Raw genomic sequence first — 16,117 nt, forward strand, 5'->3', positions numbered from 1 at the left:
AACCTGAACCGATCCGGCTGCTACAGAGCAGCCGCCGCCGCCCAGAGCAGCCAGAACACCACGAATCCGATCCAGGTAACCGGGTGAATCCGGCGCAGGGTCAGGTAGTCGTAGTAGAACATCGAGCCGAACAGCAGGTTCCAGAGCACGGGTGAGAAGATCAGTGTCTCGAAGTCGAGATGGCCGGCCACCCGATCGATGATTGGCTGCAGAATGTAAAGGTTGGCCAACAGCATGAACCGCTTGTGCAAGGCCGGCGTGCCCCGTTTGACCAGAGCTGCCACGACGAGGATCGTGAAGCCCGTCATCAGGAATCGATTGGCCTTGACGAAGTAGGGCATCTCGCGCCAGCTGGTAAAGACGGCAGCGAAGACGTACACCGTGCTGATCAAGACTCCAAGCCCCACCAGCGCGGTAGCTATGCCGAGCTTGCGGTGCAGCGCACGGTTGCCGCTGCCGATCAGCTTGCTCTGAACGAAGAACAGGCTGAACCAGGCCAACCAGAAGATGCCGTGAACGACGAACTTGGGATCGCGGTTGCTGTCCTGATGGATGTCGGTGAAGAGGTTGTCGGAGAACGCGACGATGGAGAGGAGCAGCAGCGTGAGGCTGATCGCGACGAAGTAGTGGCGTACGTACATGACGGATCCTCGCTCGTCGAACGGCCCCGCTCTCAGATGATGGTCTAAGGTGCGGTCCGCTTGGCGATGGTGCAAGCGTCCCCAATGCCGTGCGGGCCAAAGGGGGACTTGCATATCAGAATCTACTTTGTACTATAAAGTGGATTCTGCAGGGGCGCTGATCGGTTTCCAGAGGGCGATCAAGGGGACGGTGGCAGGATGAGAGGCAACTGGGTACGGCGGCTGAGGGGGGCGATCGGCGTGGGGCTGGCGTGGGCGGCTGCCTGGTTCGGAGCCGGGATGATTCTGCTGGCGATTATCGGCCTCGACGCTGCAGACGTGCCGTTTCCCCTGTTCTTCGGCTTTCTGGGTTTCATCGCGGGAGCTGCCTTCTCCGGGATCCTCGCGATGGTCGAGCGGCACCGCCGGTTCGATCAGATGTCGGTGCCCCGTTTTGCCGCGTGGGGGGCCGTGGGCGGGATGGCGCTGTCCGGCGCTATGGCGCTGGTCTCCGGGTCGGCGGCCGACTTTCTGGGTCTCTCCGTCGTATTTGGGACGGCCGGCGCTGCGTCTGCGGGAGGGTCGCTCGCGCTGGCGCGGCGCGGGGCGGAGCGGGCCTTGCCGGCGTCGGTTGGTGAGGACGAGGATGTTGGCCCACCCGTCTGACGCCATCTGCCAGGCGGGGTGGGCCAACGCTAGTTCTGCGCGGACCGGGTCAGTTGCCCGCTGGACCGCTCCGCCCGCCGCGCTCGCGCACGACGCCGAAGCTGCCCAGGTTGTTGATTTCGAGGCTGGACGGCTTGCCTGACGGATCGAGCTGAAACGTGGCCAGCGAAGCCAGCGGCGCGAGCACGCCGGCGCTTTCCCAGTCGACGATCCGGAAGGTGTTGAATCGGAACGGCGTCAGCCGGGCCGAGAACCCGGGGCGATTGTCCCAGGCAAGACGCAGGGTCCCGGCCTCGAAGGTGACTCGAACGGGTCCGTTCAGCGAATCGGCGTAGGTGCCAGCGTATTCGGCCACCGGAAGAGACGGAGGTGCCCCCGTTGGCGCGGCCGCCTGCTCACCTTGCGCGTTCTGGGCGCGCGTCATCCGTGCCAATGCCATGCCGTTCCAGTCGCGCTCCGGGAGGCCGAGCGCGATGTCGAAGATGCGCTGAACCAGCGCCGTGTGCATGGCGTGGCCATCGCGGTTGGTCAGCACGACGACGCCGATCCCCGCTTCGGGCAACACCGTCATCGCGGCCAGCATCCCGTCGATCGCTCCACCGTGGTCGATCGAGCGGTAGCCGCGATAGTACTCGAGGAACCAGCCCAGGCCGTAGCCGAGCGACGTGGTGCCGCTGTCGGACAGGACGACGGGCGTTCGGGCGGGGATGCTGACGGTGCGCATCTCTGCCATCGATGCTTCCGAGATCAGCCGCTTGCCTCGATAGACCCCGTTGCCCAGCTGCAAGCGGAGATACTGCGCCATGTCGCGGGCACTCGAGTAGTATCCGCCTGCTCCGCCGATGTTCTGGGTGTTCCGGTGCGGTATCGGAACCGGCGCGCCGTCGATCACCCGATGGGGTGTCACGATGTTGCTGCCGGGCGGAACCTGCACGATGCTCACCACGGTCGAACGCATCTCGAGTGGCTTGAAGAGACGCTGGTCGAGCAGATCCTCGAACGACAATCCTGCCGTGGCTGCTGCGGCTTCACCCGCCGCCATCAGCATCAGGTTGTTGTAGAGCATTCGGCTTCGGAAATCGAAGCTTTGTTTGAGGTAGCGGAACCGCTGCTTGATCAGCTGCGCTCGACTCAGCGGTGAGCCATACCAGGCGCCGGTGGAGTTCTCGACCCCGGTGCGGTGTGCCAGCAGGTCGCGAATCGTGGCGTACCGGCTCACGAAAGGATCCTCGACCCGGAAGTCCGGCAGGTAAGTCCAGACCGGGGCATCGAACCGCATCTTGCCTTCATCGACCAGCATCGCGGTCGCGGCAGCGGTCATCGATTTGCCGCTCGACCCGATCGAGAAGAGGGTTCGGTCGTCAACCGGATCGGTTTTGCCGACTTCCTTGACGCCGTATCCCTTGGCAAAGACGACAGAGTCACCCTGTACGATTGCGATGGACAGCCCGGGGATACTCCACTGCTGCCGGACCTGTTCGATGTGGCTGTCCAGGGCGCGAAGCTGTGCGGCGGTCAACACTTTGGCCGGGCTGGCGGTGCTGCTTGTTCGCTGCGCCGTCGCGGGCGCCGCGATCAGCACACCGCATAGCATTGCTCCCAGACACGCTCCCGCTCGTGATCCTGTAGGCATCTCGGCTCTCTGATTGTTCAAGGGTCTTGGCTCGACGGTGCCGTGAGGGGCACGCTGTCAGATAAAGATGGACCGGGGCAGATCATCCGGCCAGAGGTGTGATCCTGGGTGACCCGCGTTCGGCGCTATCGGGAGGTGGACTGCTCGATCGCGCGCCGCAAACGATGCCCCCAGGCGTCGAGCTCTGCTCGCTCGGGGTGGTTGGGTGGTGCTGGATAGATCCGGAGCAGCTCGTCGCCGGCGATGCGGGGGTGCACGTGGAAGTGCAGGTGGGGCACTTCCTGACCGGCGCCAGGACCCGCCGAATGCCAGACCGAGAGGCCGTCGTTCGGAAAAACGGCGCTCACCGCGCGTGCCATCCGGGCGACAGTGAGCATGATCGCGGCTGCAAGATCGTCACTGACCCCCCGGATGTCCGCGACATGGTCCCGCGGCACGACCAGCACGTGGCCAGGGTGGAACTGCCGGAGGTCGAGGAACGCGACCGTGTCGCGATCAGCGGCTATGAGGGTCGCCGCTTGCCGCCCCGCGACGATGTCACAGAACGCGCAGGGCGTCATCCGTACTGCCGCTTGATCTCAGCCACCGAACCCGCGACGATCGCCTCCAGTACGGAGCTGTCGAGGTCCGACAGACGTTTGAAGTAGAGGCACGACTTGCCGATCCGGTGCTTGCCAAGCTTGGCCAGCAGCGCGCGTTGCGCCTCGCTCTCGGCGAACACATACACCACTAGTTCCTTGCCGCGGATGGCAAAGCCGGCGAGGCAGGCCTCGCCAGACCGACCGCTATCGTAAGTGTACCGGTACGAGCCGTAGCCGACGATACTCGGCCCCCACATCTTGGGCTTCTGTTTCGTGACGCGTTGGAGGATTGCCATCAGTGCGCGGCAATCCGCACGCTGCTCCTCGCTTCCTCTTGCTTCGAGATAGTCCTCGATGCTGGCCTCGGTTGGCTGGGTCTTGTTCGTCGCCATCGTGGGTGCGTACCGGTGGTCCGGTCGCGAGCTGAGGTGGATCGGCTCGTTCCGATGAGCCGGTGGTCTGGTCGGGTTGGCACGGCTGGTCGGGACCATCGAACCTACCATCACGGTCCTTGGCTCACCAGCCGGTTTGCAGTCGCCACGCGCTTCTCCGCCGCGGCGTCTCCGACTCGCCGTTTCCTCGCGGCGGGCTATCTTTGCGGACCCTTCCTCAACCTGGAGTTTCGATGTCCGCCCTGAATGCCACTACCCTTGGCTGCTCGATCACCTGTAAGGATGTTGCCGCCTCGATTCGCTGGTACGAACAGGCCCTCGGGTTTACTGTGGCCTTTCCCTTCGAGAGCGACGGTAAGCTGGTCGGCGCGGTCATCGTGGCGGGTGATATTCGGATCGTCCTCAATCAGGACGACGGCGCCCTCGGTTGGGATCGGATCAAGGGCCAGGGCTTTTACCTCCAGATCAACGTCAAGTCCCCAGCCGATGTCGACGCCGCGGCCGAACGGATCAAGACTGCTGGCGGCACCCTGATCGATGAGCCGGCCGACCGTCCCTGGGGTGCCCGGATGTTTCAGTTCCGCGATCCGGACGGCTTCAAGTTAGGGGTCTCGACGCCGCTGGGCGGCTGATCGAAGTTGAATCCGGAGCGGCGGTTGCTGGTGCAGGCGCTGCCGCCGCCTCGAGGGGCAGATCTCGCAGGAAGTACGCCGCCATCTCTGCTCGGCCGGAGAGGCCCGCCTTTCGATACGCTGCCGCGGCATGCTGTCGTACCGTCCGGTCGCTTCGTCCTGTGGCGGCGGCAATTTCTTTGTGGCTCCGGCCCCGCAGTAACTGGCCGATGACGTCGCGCTCTGCAGGGGTTAGTTGCCACGCCGCCAGCTGGAGACTGATGGCGTGCGCCATGCCTTCCAGCGCTGCCTCCGCGTTGGCCTTCCAGGCATCCCGCTCTGCCTGGCGCTGGCCGATCTCCCGCTCCAGCGTAACCGTCCGTCGCTCCGCTGCTCGCCATCTGAACCAGAGGTAGGAGGCCATCGCCAACGCGGCGATGATCAGTCCCAGCTCGTAGAGCAGGTGAAGCGAACGCCAGGTCGTTGGGGCGTCGAGAACGACGTCCACCGCACCCCCCACCGCAATGGCGAGGAGCAGCCCGATCAGGGGTAATCGCAGTTTCGCCTCGGTCTCATCGGCCACGGTGCCCTCCGCCAGATGTCGGATACCTCCTAAATCTGGCTGGGAGGAGCCCCTCCGGCACCTGTCGGATTGCGCGCCGCCGCTCGGCTGTCCAACGTGATCACGTCAGGCCGCTGGTTCGACCATCACACGGAGGCACCATGGTTCCCGATCCGCTCCACCCGGCCGTAGTTCATTTTCCGATCGTATTTGCGGTCCTGCTACCGATCGTCGCGGGCATTGCACTGTGGGCCATTCGCCGGGGGACGGGAGCTCGGCGGGCCTGGGCGGCACCCGTCGCCTTGGCAGCAGCGCTGTCGCTGTCCGCCTGGGCAGCAACCGAAACTGGTGAGGACCAGGAGGAGCGCGTCGAAACGGTCGTGGCGGAGGCTCCGCTCGAAACCCACGAGGCGGCGGCCGATCGCTTCCTGGTCGGATCGCTGGGTGTTCTCACGATCATGGTCGTCGGCCTGGCCGGAGGGCGGGTCGGTTCTATCGCTCGAGGTCTGGGGTTGGTGGCGACCTTGGCCCTGACCGTTGCGGGATATCAGGTCGGGCACTCCGGGGGTGAGCTGGTCTATCGTCATGGCGCCGCCTCGGCCTACACGGTGCCGGATTCGAACGCGCCCAGGTTTGCCCCCGAGAGAGAACGGCACCGCGATCGATGAGGGTTGGGAACGATCGATTGGCGAAGGCGGCTAGCGGTCGTGTATCCCTTTGCCGGCGAGAATAGCGGGCACGGCTTTCTTGATTCGGGTCAGCCGGGTCGCGGCCTGCTTGGCGCTGGCAAAGTGAAGCACGTAGGCCCGGCGCCGTCCGGGGGTCAGCGCCTCGAATGCTTTGGCCAGCTTGCGGTTATCCGCCAGGATTCGGTCGAGCTCGACCGGCAGATCGAGAGTCTGTTTTGCCGGGAACGCGACCGTCTCGCCGCGCTGTTCCACCCCGATGGCCTGTTTCACGTAGGAGGCAATGACCGACTGCTTGATCGACGCTTCGCCGGTAAACTCGAGCCGCATCGCCGACTGGGTATTCTCGCCCTGGCTCCGAAGCAAGCCATGGGTGTCCTCGAGGAGCGCGCCCTTGAAGAACATCAGTGCACAGTGCGCCTTGAACGGCTGAATGATGGCGATGTTCTTTCCTCCGAACGTGTAGCACGGTTTGCCCCACTTCAGCTCTTCGTTCAAACCCGTGCCAAGGAGGATGGCCCGCAGTCTTCTGATTTCTCCCTGCCAGGACGATGCCCGGCTGACGAAGGCGTCGACCCTCTCACTTGGTACGGGCATCATTGTCTCCAGCTGACTCATGGGTATTCAGGCTGGTCGGCGGTTCACCGGCGGCGGGGCGTCGGCAAACTTTCGATATTTTCCAAGCGCGTAGCCGAGCAGCACCAGGCCAGGGAACAGCAGGCGTTGCACCAGGGCCGGTATCTCGTCCATCGAGAACTCGCTCCGATACCGCGAAATCAGGAATGCGGCATCGAACGGGTCGGGTCGAGTGCTGCCTGATGCTCTCTGGGCGTTGAACAGCGCGCCGAGGAAGAACTCGATGTTGTCCGGGGGGCGAATGTACCCGGTGCACCGCAACTCGTCCGGTCCCGCATTCCAGAATCGGTGTGATTCGCCGGCGCGAAAGACGACGGCTTCGCCTGGCCCGGCAAACCGCGCCTCCTCGCCCTTGCGCTGGTAGCCGACGCGTCCGCTGTCCACGGTGAAGGCTTCTTCCTGGAGCAGGTGCGTATGCATGGGCGGGCCGATGCCGGGCTGAACGGCGCTCTTGACCTCGAGCGCCTCGCCCTCCGGCGTCGCGACCCGGCGCAGAAAGGTGATTCTTTCGCCGAGTCCGTTGTCGATCGTATGCGGATAGGAGAACATGATGGCTCCAGAAGGGGTCGTCACGCGTCCCGCGAGTCGGCGAAATCTACACGTCCCCTGCTGGCGTCAGCTGCGCTTTCCTCGCAACCCCTTCCGGACTACCAGCTTGAGTCCCGACCACACCGCTGACGCCGCACAGACTTTGATGTCGAATCTGCCGATCAGCCCTCGGCTCGCATCGCCTCGCTCGCCTCGATGGCCAGCACGCGTCGGGTCGGGACCAGACAGGCAATCAATCCTACGATGAGCACAATGATGCCAGCCAGGCCGATTGCCGACAAGAGTGACCCTGCGGCTGAGGCCGTCCCGTCGGCGCCACCCCGGAGCTCGAAGACGAACCGCGCAGCAAACGGCAGGCCGATCAACGCTCCGGCGCCGATCTGCACCAGGGAGCGGCGCAGAATCGTCCTGACCAGCGCACCGGCCGATGATCCCAGAGCCGAGCGAATGCCGATCTCGCGCGTGCGCTCGGACACCGCGAGGGAGAGCATCGCGTAGAGCCCCGACGCGGCGAGTGTCACCAGTACACCGACCAGTACCAGGAGCCCGCCTGCGACAGCCATGACGAGGTACCAGTCGCTCTGGCGCAGCTCACTCAGCACGACGGGCGCTCCCATTGCCAGGGTCGGGTCGACCGATGCTACCAGCGCAGGAAGCGCGGGCACCAGCCGATCCGGCGTCGGCCCGGCATGAATCGCAAGATGCATTGGATTGAGCAGCCCTGGTGCGGTTGGTACGTAAACGGCGGCTCCCTTCTCGGGGTTGATCATGTTGATGCCGAGGTGTGGAACCACCCCGACAATCTCGTGCCATACGGGCTGGCCATCGTCGGAGCTCACGAAACTGATCTGTCGACCCAGGGGGTCTTCGCTCCCGAACTCGCGCGCCGCGAAGGCCGTGTTGACGATCACGACCGGTCGCGCGTCCGCGATGTCACTCACCGTGAAGTCTCGACCCGCGACGACTGATTGCCCCAGCGCCGCGAGAAAGCCGATGTCGACCCGTGCAGTGCTGACCCAGCGCGGCCGTGCATCGGCAGACTGGTCTCGCCCTTCGATTCGGTATGGGCGGGCCCGCTGGTCCATCCGAGGCAGCGCATCGGCGACTGCCACACCGATGACCCCGGGTTGCCGTTCGAGTGCCGCGACCAGCTCGCGCTGGACGGTTGCAAGGCGATCGGCGAAGAGTTGCTGCGCCGGTCCTCCGCCTGCCAGCTGCCCATCGTCGGGCAGGCGGAGCTCGACGGCGAGGTACTCCGCGGCTGGAATGCCTGCCGCGCGATCGTCCTGTTTCAGGTCGGTTGCGCGGTCGGCCATGGCCAGCGCCAGTCCGACGACCGCGACCGAGACCGCAATGTCTCCGACGACCAGGGCGGAGGTAAGCCCCCCGAACCGCGAAGGTGACTGATCAGCCCCCCGCTCGCGCGCCGCGCGGCCCGTGATCCGAAGAGCCGGTACGACTCCGGCAACCGTGGCGCAGGCTGCCGCGAGGGCCACGGCCTGCAACATGGCTTTGCCCGTGACGTTGAGTGACAGCCAGTAGGGCAGGGCCGTTGCTCCGGCGAGCGCCGCAAGGTTCAGATGCCGGATGATCCAGTCGATCGTGAGGACACCTGCCCCTGCCGCGATGACCGCCAGCACCAGGGTCTCGACGAAGACCTGGCTCACGATCCTTGCCTGGCTGGCCCCGAGCGCGGTGCGGATGGCCATCTCTTTGAAGCGGGTAACCGTGCGGGCAAAGATGAGCATGGCGACGTTGCCGCATGCGACCAGCAGGAGCGCCAGGCTGAGCGCCTGCACCAGCCAGTACTCCGGCATGCTGTCGAGTCCGTTGCGCGGGAGGCCCATGTAGAGCAGGCCGAACGGCACAACTTCAGGTCGCAGCTGACGCCGTCCCTCGACTGGATCAGTGAGCGGCGGTGGCCCGATGGCCGCCAGCTCCGCTTGCGCCTGTTCGGCCGAGATGCCGTCGGCGAGGCGGCCGACGAGTTGCACCCGGGCGCTCCGGGCTGCCGGGCTACCGTTTGCCGCGGTCATCGGTAGCCAGATCTGCTCGTCGTTCGGAAATCGGAAGCCTTCCTGCATGACACCGACAACGGTGCGCACGGTGCCGCCGACTCGAACTGGCCGACCCACGACGCCAGGATCCCCGCCGAATCGTGATTGCCAGAGGTGATAGCCCAGCACGGCCACGGCCGGTGCGCCGTACTCGTCGTCGGCCGTGGTGAGGGTCCGACCGAGGTGTGGCGCGGCGCGAAGCACCGCAAAACCTCCTCCCGTCAGCTCAGCACCAGCCACCGGGGCGGCTCGGCCATCGTCGGACCCCACGCTGTACGAGGAGGTCCGGAACGCGGCCAGCGTGCTGAAGCTCCTGAGCTCGCGGGTGTAGAAGGCGAACTCCTCATAGAGCGTCGAGTGGACCCTCGATGCGACCGGATCCCAGGTTCGGATGGCGCGGATTCGGTGGGCCGGGTCTCCCGGAAGCGGCGCCTCGAGCGCATTGGCGACATGGCTCGGCGCGATGCCGATGGGAATGCCCACCGCCAGGGCAAAGATCGCCGCGAGGCTGAGCATCGGATGGCGAGCAACCATCCGAGCGCCGAGCTTGATGTCGAGCCAGGAGAAACGGGCTTCGTCGAGGAGTCGAAGGCCGCGTGACGCTCGTGCCTCTTCTCGGTGCGAGTCCTGGTGCCCGAACTCGACCCGCGCTTGCCGTGCGGCGGCGGTGGGGTTGAGCCCCTGACGTTGCAGGTGCTCGGTGCGCATCGCGATGTGATGCTGAAATTCTTCGCGCATCTCGGCTTCGACCTCGTTTCGGCGCAGCCAGCCGCGCACGAGCGAGCGAATCCGAGCTGTCAGGCCCGCGATGCTGGGGCGACCCGTCACCTCACACCTCCTGCGGTGTGGCAGCAAGCGACAAGGCAATCGCGTCGGCCAGCCGGCCCCAGCTTGCCTTCTCCGCTTCGAACTGCCGGCGACCGAGTGGGGTCAGCCGGTAGTACTTGGCGCGGCGGTTGTTCTCCGAGGTGCCCCACGTACTCGCGAGCAGGCCCTGATGCTCCAGGCGGTAGAGCGCCGGGTACAGAGCGCCCTGCTGCACCAGAATCGCTCCCCTGGAGATGGCCTCGATCCGGAGCAGCACGCCGTAACCGTGCACCTCGCCGAGCGAGACCGCTTTGAGGATGACGAGATCGAGATTGCCGGGAAGCAGGTCGGCTTGGCGGGTCATGCCGTTCTCCTAAGTTGCATAGGAGAACAATGACAGCCTTCTCCTATCCCGTCAAGGAGAGCAGGCCAGGGCCAGGGCCGGGGTCAGGGGCGGGCGAGTTCTCGCAGCAGGCTGCGCAGCCCCGGCAGGTCGCTGACGATCTCTCCCTCGGCGGCATCGATGGCGTCGCTGTATGACGCCGTCGCGCTGCCCCCGACGAGCAGGGCGACGTGCGCCGGCAAGCCCTGTCGCAAGGTCGCGAAGTAGCCGGGCACGGCCGGGTCGTCGGCGGGAAAGATCACGCTGACGGCGACGGCACGGGCGCCGGTGCGAACGGCGGTTGCGGCAATGTCGGCGCTCGGGAGATTGGTGCCGAGATAGGTCACTCGCCACCCTTCCGCGGCGGCGGCGGCGGCGGCAAGCAGGGCGCCGCCTTCGTGCAGCTGGTTGACCAGGGTTGCCACGACGAGTCTCGGCGCAGAGTCCGACGTCTCGGCCGACTCGCGGACAGCCGAGCACCTCTCGCACCACCACCGTACCGAGGTGCTCCTGCGCGATGCTGAGGGCGCCCCTCGTGCCAGCGTGCCCCATTCCCGTAACAGCGGGTCGGCGACCTCTTCGAGGAATGCCGTCACGCCGAGTGCCATGACGCCGCGGCTCAGCTCCCGGCGCAGTCGCGACCCGTCCATTGCTTCGATCGCGTGGAATGCCAGCTCCCGCCACCGTGCGGTGTCCTGAACCTCCGGGGTCGGTGCCGCCACCATGTCTTCCCGGCTCAATCGGGTCAACTCGGCGGTCGGCAGGTCGGCCAGCTGGCCGATGGCGCCGCCGCGCGAGGCGAGGGTACTGAGCAGGGTCAGGCGTTCGATGTCGGCGTCGGAGTAGAGCCGTTGCCCACCCTCTGTCCTGGTTGGCGCCACGACTCCGTAGCGCCGTTCCCAGGCTCGCAGCACGTGGCTCGACAGCCCGGTTTTCTGGGCCGCGACCCTGACCGGGTGACGCGGGATATCCCTCGGGTCGGCTGTTGGGGTAGACATGATTCCATTCTATACACTTGTATAAGTTGTGTCAAGATAAATACATAGACAAAGCCTTGACAAAGTTGAACTATTGTTAGAGATTGTTAGACGTGAGTTGTACAAACAATCTTCTACAGGAGTTCTGTCATGAGCAAGCTGAGCCTCTCGACCGCCGCCCTTCTGGTACTGGGCGCAACCATCTCCGGGTCCGCCCTGGCCCAGTCGGCCGCCCCGGGCACCATCGTCGAAACCGCCGTTGCTGCGGGGCAGTTCAAGACGCTGGCCGCTGCACTGCAGGCGGCTGATCTGATTCCGACCTTGTCGGGCAAAGGTCCCTTTACCGTCTTCGCGCCGACGGATGCCGCGTTCGGCAAGCTGCCCGAGGGTACCGTCCCGGGCCTGCTCAAAGACAAGACCAAGCTCACGGGCATTCTGACCTACCACGTCGTCGCGGGTGCGCTCACGGCTAAGGACCTCAAGGCCCGGGCCGACAAGGACGGCAACGTGACCCTCAAGACGGTGCAGGGGTCGACGCTGCGGATTCGCCTCGGTGCGAATGGTGTCCAGGTTGGTGAGCAGCGCGCCAACGTTGCTGCGGCCGACGTCATGGCCAGCAACGGCGTCATTCATGTGATCGATGCAGTGGTTCTGCCACCGCAGGCGTAATCAACGGTACGGCACGCGAGCGGCGCGACCGCATCGCATTCGCACGGTCGCGCAGGGCGGCGTGCTTGAACGAAACTCAGAATGAGGAGAGCAGTACCAATGTTCAGACTGACTGGCTATGGAATGGCCGCTCTGGCGGCAACCGCCCTGTTGGCGGGATGTGACAGTGACTCGACCACGGGCCCCGATGCGACCGCGCAGGTCCGGGTGGTGCATGGTTCACCGAATGCCCCCGCTGTTGACGTGCTCGTCGATGGCACGCGGGTGCTGAGCAACGTTGCCTACAGACAGTTTTCGGGGTATCTCGAAGTGCCCGCAGGCACCCGGAACGTCAGGGTCAACGCGGCGAACACGACCACCTCGGTCATCAACGCCAACCCGGCGGTGGCGGCCGGCGGGGCCTACACCATCATCGCCACCAACCTGCTCGCCAGCATCGAGCCGTTGGTGCTGACCGACAACCTCGCGGCGCCTGCCGCGGGCAACATCAAGCTCCGGCTGGTGCATGGCGCACCGAACGTGGGGTCCGTTGATATCTACGTGACCGCACCTGGAGCGGACATCGCCACGCTGTCGCCGACCTTGACCGGTGTGCCGTTCAAGGGTGCCAGCAACTACCTGGAAGTTGCGGCAGGCAGCTACCGGGTCCGCATCACCCCCGCCGGTACCAAGACGGTTGCGATCGACACCGGCACGTTGACGCTGGCCGCTGGACAGGTTCGCACTGCCATTGCCGTCGAAGCGCAGGGCGGTGGAGCGCCCCTGTCGGCGCTGTTGCTGCCGGATCGGAACTGATGTTTCGGGAGCCAGCTGGACGCATGGCCCGGGGGTGGTCGACCCGGGCCATCGCTTTTTGGGGGCTACACCTTGAACCAATAGCTCAGCTTGGCGGCGAGGAAGTTGTCTCCTGGCGCGTTGACCGCATCCCAGAGCGAGCCGACACGAACGTAGTCGCCGGCGTTGAGGGTATTGCCGCGGCTCTGCTGCCAGATCAGGAAGAAGGTGCTGCCCGCCATCCATTCCCAGCGGATGACCAGGTTCGAACGGAAGGACAAGACGTTGAAGTCCGGTCTCGAGAATGCGAACGTCGCGCCGCCGTCGGTTACGGTATAGCGCCCGTTCGCGTCGGTCGAGATAGCGGTACCGGCGGCTGATCCGTAGGTGCGCAGATCGGAGGTCCGGGCCGCGGCCAACTCGCCGAATCCATAGTACCGCCCGCTCGACGCAAACGGCTCGGCGTAGCCCTGGATCGTCAGGTTCGGGGTAAAGGCATAGTTGAGCCGGAACTGCGCGGCAATCGTGCTCTGGTCGATGAACGAGAATAGGTAGCGAGAGCCATAGGTGCTGGCGCTGCCCCCGGCCGCGCGGCCGATGTACTGTCGGGGATTGGTCAGCCGGGCGTAGCGGGGCGTGACCGACGCCTCCCACCGGGCAGTGGGCCGAGTCCGGATGGTGGCGTTGAGGCTCCACCCCGTACCGCCCAGCCCATCGTGCTGGCGGGCCGCCGACGTGGACCAGGTTGTCTTGGCTGACGAGTTCCCGGCCAGCGATGCCTGGAAGGTCCAGCTATGCGGCGTCTCCATATACGGTCCGCCGCGGGTCAGGGTGTTGCTCATCGCGTGGTGCGCGTAGGTGACTCGGAACGAGGTGCTCCAGAAGTTGTTGAAGACGAAGCTGGTGTTCTGGCTGGCGCGCAGCAACTGCCGCTCCATTCCGAAGTCCCACTGACCCACGACCGCGTGCCCGATGTTGAAAAACCGGAAGTAGCGGTTGGGCTTGGTGTCTCGCAGTTGGATGTCGGCGTTGAAGTCGATGACGTCTGCGCGCGCCATCTGCCCGATATCGTTGATCTCGAACCCTGGCGATCGTACCCCGGCCTGAATGCCCCAGAGCGTATGCCGGCCGGCGTTCTTATCGGCGCGCACCGAGGCAGTGTAGCCCGAGAGCGAGCGGCGCAGCGCGTCGTAGTTCAGATAGTCGGCGTCGGGCCGTTGGAAGTAGTGCGCGCTGGCCCGCTGGACCCGGTCGATGCTCGCGGCATCGCCGGCGACGCGGCTGAAGCCGGCCCAGCCGGTGATCTCGTACTTGCCCTGCTCGAACCGAAGCCGCCAGTCGACCCCGCCGGTAACCGCGTCGCGGCTCAGCAGGGTGTCGAGCCCGCCAGTCTCGCCCAGGTCGCGTCGTACGCCGGTCAGGACCATGCCTAACGTCGAGCGGCTCCGTCCCACCTCCTGCTGAAGCCGGAGCACCCCGTAGCCGGTGCCTGGTTCGACGGCCGCGCGAGAATACGCCCCGGTGGCCGTATCGTAGCCGCGACCCGACTCGCGCGCGGTCACAGAGGTCAGCATCCCGATCGAGAGCCCCGATGGCAGCCGGCCGGTCACCTTGGTGGCGCCGAGGATTGTGCTGTTGCGGGGCTGGTCGACGAAATCGCCGCCAATGGCGCCGCGAGGGCTCGCGCCGATCCGGCGCGTATAGAAATAGGTCGGCCGGCCGAGGTAGCTCTGAGCGCGACCGGTCAGGATTTCATGCCCCTCGATGAAGAAGGGCCGCTTCTCCTCGAAGACGGTTTCGAAGGCGGTGAGGTTCACCTCGGCAGGGTCGGCTTCGACCTGACCGAAGTCGGGGTTGACGGTGGCGTCGAGCGTCAGGCTGGCGCCCAGCCCGGCTTTGATGTCGGCGCCTGCCCGGCCGATGAAGGCCTGATCGAATGGATTGCGCGGATCTCGGTTGCCGCGCAAGGTCAGGTCGCCGGCGGTGTAGGGCACGACTTCGATGCCGCGTCCGCCTCGGATGCCCTCGATCCCGGTCAGTTGCCCGAAGAAGGAGGCCCAGCCCGACATCTCGTTGGCCCGCGGAATCAGCACCCAGTACAGATCCATGTTGCGATCGGGAATGAGGCGCTGAATCTGGAGTCCCCAGACCTGCTCGGCGCGTGCGCTGAACCGCAGCTGTGAGAACGGAATCCGCATCTCGGCCGTCCAACCGAGGCTGTCGACCCGAGCTTTGGCGGTCCAGATCGGGTCGAACTCATACTGGCGATTGGTCTGGAGGTCCTGGCCGTGATAGTAGTCGCTGCGCACCCCGCCCGACGAGATCGCGAAGCTGTACGAGGTCCTCCGGTCGAGATAGGTGTCGAACGACAGCACGAGCGACTCGGCGTTGCTGGCTGCATCCCGTCGAGTCACGGCGACAGGAATGTTGTGCGGGTCGGGCCGGAAGAGTCGGGCGCCGACGTAGATCGCATCCTCGTCGAACAGGATCCGGACCTCGGTTCGGAGGCTGGGCTCGGCGCCTTCGACGGGGATCTTCTCGACGAAGTCGCCGATCGGCGCGGCGGATTCCCAGACAGGGTCGCGCAGATCGCCGTCGATATGGGGTGCCGAGCCGGTGAGCCGGACGGCACGGGCAGACTTGGGCGAGGCTTGAGCGACCGCCAGCGCAGGCAGGCCTGCGGCAAGAGCGCTCGTCAGCAGGAGCAGGCGAATATCGATTCGTCGGGTCACGTAGGTTCGTCGTTGGTTGGGTTGGCCCAGGGCGTGGAACACTATACCGGCAACTGGCCCGGCCTCAAGATAGTGGCGGCGGGCGAACGTCAGCGGCGAGATACTGCGCCAGACGGACGAGCCGCCGGCCAGGTTTCCGGCGGCACCACCGATGTCAGATGCCGCTAGCGCGTCTGATTCGGAATGATCGGGAGGGTCAAGTGCGACGTGTATCGCCCTCCATGGCTGATCTGCTGGTCGGCCACGACTGCCTCATCTTCGCGTACCAGCCCGACGTTGTCCGCCCCGCTGTTCAGGTTTCGGAGATAGTACGGATACCAGCTGCTGGAAATCTCCACCCGGATCCGATGCCCGGGTTTGAACACGTTGGCCACGCCCCGCCAGAAACGAATCGTGTACTGATAGGTGCTGTCCGGCATGATGGTCGACAGCGCCGACGCAGTGAAGCGACCCTCACGCGCCGGGTCGCGGTTTCGGGCTCGGATCACGCCGTCCGCCAGCAGTGCTGCGTAGCCATCGGGATGCACGTCGACCAGCCGTACGGTCCAGTCGGTGTCGCGGGCGGAGGTTGACGCGTACAGCGTTGCCTCGATTGGCCCGATCATGGTCACTGACTCCGTCAGCACCGGCGTCTGATACACGAGCACATCCGCTCGCCCTGATGAGCTGCGCGTGTCCGCCGCCCCGGTGATGTGACCGTTCTCGGTCCCTGCGGACGGTGTCGGGTTGGCAGGGTCGTAGCGATACCGATCGACTCCGGTGCGCGCTGGGAGCTGGGTGCTG

17 protein-coding genes are annotated in these 16,117 nt (G+C 65.5%); 5 read left to right on the forward strand and 12 right to left on the reverse strand.

The window, feature by feature from the left end; translation table 11 throughout:
- Nucleotides 1-20: 20 nt before the first annotated feature.
- Nucleotides 21-641 carry a hypothetical protein gene (locus KF785_11800; GenBank protein ID MBX3147440.1) on the reverse strand — a complete coding sequence of 207 codons (621 nt, stop codon included), beginning with the start codon at nt 639-641 and terminating at the stop codon, nt 21-23.
- Nucleotides 642-839: 198 nt separating this feature from the next.
- Between KF785_11800 and KF785_11805 the strand changes: the two genes are divergently transcribed.
- Nucleotides 840-1,286, forward strand: coding sequence for a hypothetical protein (locus KF785_11805; GenBank protein ID MBX3147441.1), 447 nt, complete (start codon nt 840-842; stop codon nt 1,284-1,286).
- A 49-nt stretch (nt 1,287-1,335) separates the two neighbouring features.
- Here the strand turns inward: KF785_11805 and KF785_11810 are convergent, their stop codons facing one another.
- From KF785_11810 to KF785_11820, 3 genes are all read right to left on the reverse strand, one after another.
- A complete protein-coding gene (locus KF785_11810; protein ID MBX3147442.1) occupies nt 1,336-2,868 on the reverse strand; it encodes a serine hydrolase in 1,533 nt (510 codons plus the stop codon).
- Nucleotides 2,869-3,044: 176 nt separating this feature from the next.
- Nucleotides 3,045-3,479, reverse strand: coding sequence for an HIT family protein (locus tag KF785_11815; GenBank protein MBX3147443.1), 435 nt, complete (start codon nt 3,477-3,479; stop codon nt 3,045-3,047).
- Entirely contained in the window at nt 3,476-3,892 is a 417-nt protein-coding gene (locus KF785_11820; GenBank protein MBX3147444.1) for a DUF1801 domain-containing protein, read from the reverse strand. The genes KF785_11815 and KF785_11820 overlap by 4 nt, the downstream gene beginning before the upstream one ends.
- 233 nt (nt 3,893-4,125) lie before the next feature.
- On the opposite strand from KF785_11820, the gene KF785_11825 reads away from it, so the two are divergent.
- The gene (locus tag KF785_11825; GenBank protein MBX3147445.1) at nt 4,126-4,524 is read left to right on the forward strand and encodes a VOC family protein; all 399 of its coding nucleotides are present in this window, start codon (nt 4,126-4,128) and stop codon (nt 4,522-4,524) included.
- On the opposite strand, the gene KF785_11830 is transcribed toward KF785_11825, so the two are convergent.
- Entirely contained in the window at nt 4,490-5,086 is a 597-nt protein-coding gene (locus KF785_11830) for a hypothetical protein (GenBank protein ID MBX3147446.1), read from the reverse strand. The two genes, KF785_11825 and KF785_11830, sit on opposite strands and share 35 nt — an antisense overlap.
- Before the next feature lie 140 nt (nt 5,087-5,226).
- On the opposite strand from KF785_11830, the gene KF785_11835 reads away from it, so the two are divergent.
- Nucleotides 5,227-5,733: a hypothetical protein gene (locus tag KF785_11835; protein ID MBX3147447.1), complete on the forward strand. Its 507-nt coding sequence runs from the start codon at nt 5,227-5,229 to the stop codon at nt 5,731-5,733.
- 30 nt (nt 5,734-5,763) lie between these two features.
- On the opposite strand, the gene KF785_11840 is transcribed toward KF785_11835, so the two are convergent.
- From KF785_11840 to KF785_11860, 5 genes are all read right to left on the reverse strand, one after another.
- On the reverse strand, nt 5,764-6,351 hold the full coding sequence (locus KF785_11840) for a YdeI/OmpD-associated family protein (protein ID MBX3147448.1): 588 nt from the start codon (nt 6,349-6,351) through the stop codon (nt 5,764-5,766).
- A gap of 24 nt (nt 6,352-6,375) precedes the next feature.
- Nucleotides 6,376-6,936: a cupin domain-containing protein gene (locus KF785_11845; GenBank protein ID MBX3147449.1), complete on the reverse strand. Its 561-nt coding sequence runs from the start codon at nt 6,934-6,936 to the stop codon at nt 6,376-6,378.
- A gap of 161 nt (nt 6,937-7,097) precedes the next feature.
- Entirely contained in the window at nt 7,098-9,821 is a 2,724-nt protein-coding gene (locus KF785_11850) for an ABC transporter permease (protein ID MBX3147450.1), read from the reverse strand.
- A 1-nt stretch (nt 9,822) separates the two neighbouring features.
- Nucleotides 9,823-10,164: a PadR family transcriptional regulator gene (locus tag KF785_11855; GenBank protein MBX3147451.1), complete on the reverse strand. Its 342-nt coding sequence runs from the start codon at nt 10,162-10,164 to the stop codon at nt 9,823-9,825.
- An 83-nt stretch (nt 10,165-10,247) separates the two neighbouring features.
- Nucleotides 10,248-11,180, reverse strand: a complete 933-nt coding sequence (locus KF785_11860; protein ID MBX3147452.1) for a MerR family transcriptional regulator — start codon at nt 11,178-11,180, stop codon at nt 10,248-10,250.
- Between the two features lie 129 nt (nt 11,181-11,309).
- On the opposite strand from KF785_11860, the gene KF785_11865 reads away from it, so the two are divergent.
- Together KF785_11865 and KF785_11870 are read left to right on the forward strand one after the other, a co-directional pair.
- The gene (locus KF785_11865; protein MBX3147453.1) at nt 11,310-11,828 is read left to right on the forward strand and encodes a fasciclin domain-containing protein; all 519 of its coding nucleotides are present in this window, start codon (nt 11,310-11,312) and stop codon (nt 11,826-11,828) included.
- A gap of 99 nt (nt 11,829-11,927) precedes the next feature.
- On the forward strand, nt 11,928-12,623 hold the full coding sequence (locus KF785_11870; GenBank protein MBX3147454.1) for a DUF4397 domain-containing protein: 696 nt from the start codon (nt 11,928-11,930) through the stop codon (nt 12,621-12,623).
- A gap of 65 nt (nt 12,624-12,688) precedes the next feature.
- On the opposite strand, the gene KF785_11875 is transcribed toward KF785_11870, so the two are convergent.
- Nucleotides 12,689-15,334: a carbohydrate binding family 9 domain-containing protein gene (locus KF785_11875; GenBank protein ID MBX3147455.1), complete on the reverse strand. Its 2,646-nt coding sequence runs from the start codon at nt 15,332-15,334 to the stop codon at nt 12,689-12,691.
- Nucleotides 15,335-15,498: 164 nt separating this feature from the next.
- On the reverse strand, nt 15,499-16,117 hold a 619-nt coding region (locus KF785_11880; protein MBX3147456.1), incomplete at its 5' end, for a CocE/NonD family hydrolase.

The sequence above is a fragment of the Gemmatimonadales bacterium genome (assembly GCA_019637315.1).
In the GTDB taxonomy this organism is placed as follows: domain Bacteria; phylum Gemmatimonadota; class Gemmatimonadetes; order Gemmatimonadales; family GWC2-71-9; genus SHZU01.

Excerpts from the sequence above, each read along its gene's own strand:
- KF785_11800 (MBX3147440.1), bottom strand. The coding sequence starts at position 641 with ATGTACGTACGCCACTACTTCGTCGCGATCAGCCTCACGCTGCTGCTC.
- KF785_11805 (MBX3147441.1), top strand. The coding sequence starts at position 840 with ATGAGAGGCAACTGGGTACGGCGGCTGAGGGGGGCGATCGGCGTGGGG.
- KF785_11815 (MBX3147443.1), bottom strand. The coding sequence starts at position 3,479 with ATGACGCCCTGCGCGTTCTGTGACATCGTCGCGGGGCGGCAAGCGGCG.
- KF785_11820 (MBX3147444.1), bottom strand. The coding sequence starts at position 3,892 with ATGGCGACGAACAAGACCCAGCCAACCGAGGCCAGCATCGAGGACTAT.
- KF785_11825 (MBX3147445.1), top strand. The coding sequence starts at position 4,126 with ATGTCCGCCCTGAATGCCACTACCCTTGGCTGCTCGATCACCTGTAAG.
- KF785_11835 (MBX3147447.1), top strand. The coding sequence starts at position 5,227 with ATGGTTCCCGATCCGCTCCACCCGGCCGTAGTTCATTTTCCGATCGTA.
- KF785_11840 (MBX3147448.1), bottom strand. The coding sequence starts at position 6,351 with ATGATGCCCGTACCAAGTGAGAGGGTCGACGCCTTCGTCAGCCGGGCA.
- KF785_11845 (MBX3147449.1), bottom strand. The coding sequence starts at position 6,936 with ATGTTCTCCTATCCGCATACGATCGACAACGGACTCGGCGAAAGAATC.
- KF785_11855 (MBX3147451.1), bottom strand. The coding sequence starts at position 10,164 with ATGACCCGCCAAGCCGACCTGCTTCCCGGCAATCTCGATCTCGTCATC.
- KF785_11860 (MBX3147452.1), bottom strand. The coding sequence starts at position 11,180 with ATGTCTACCCCAACAGCCGACCCGAGGGATATCCCGCGTCACCCGGTC.
- KF785_11865 (MBX3147453.1), top strand. The coding sequence starts at position 11,310 with ATGAGCAAGCTGAGCCTCTCGACCGCCGCCCTTCTGGTACTGGGCGCA.
- KF785_11870 (MBX3147454.1), top strand. The coding sequence starts at position 11,928 with ATGTTCAGACTGACTGGCTATGGAATGGCCGCTCTGGCGGCAACCGCC.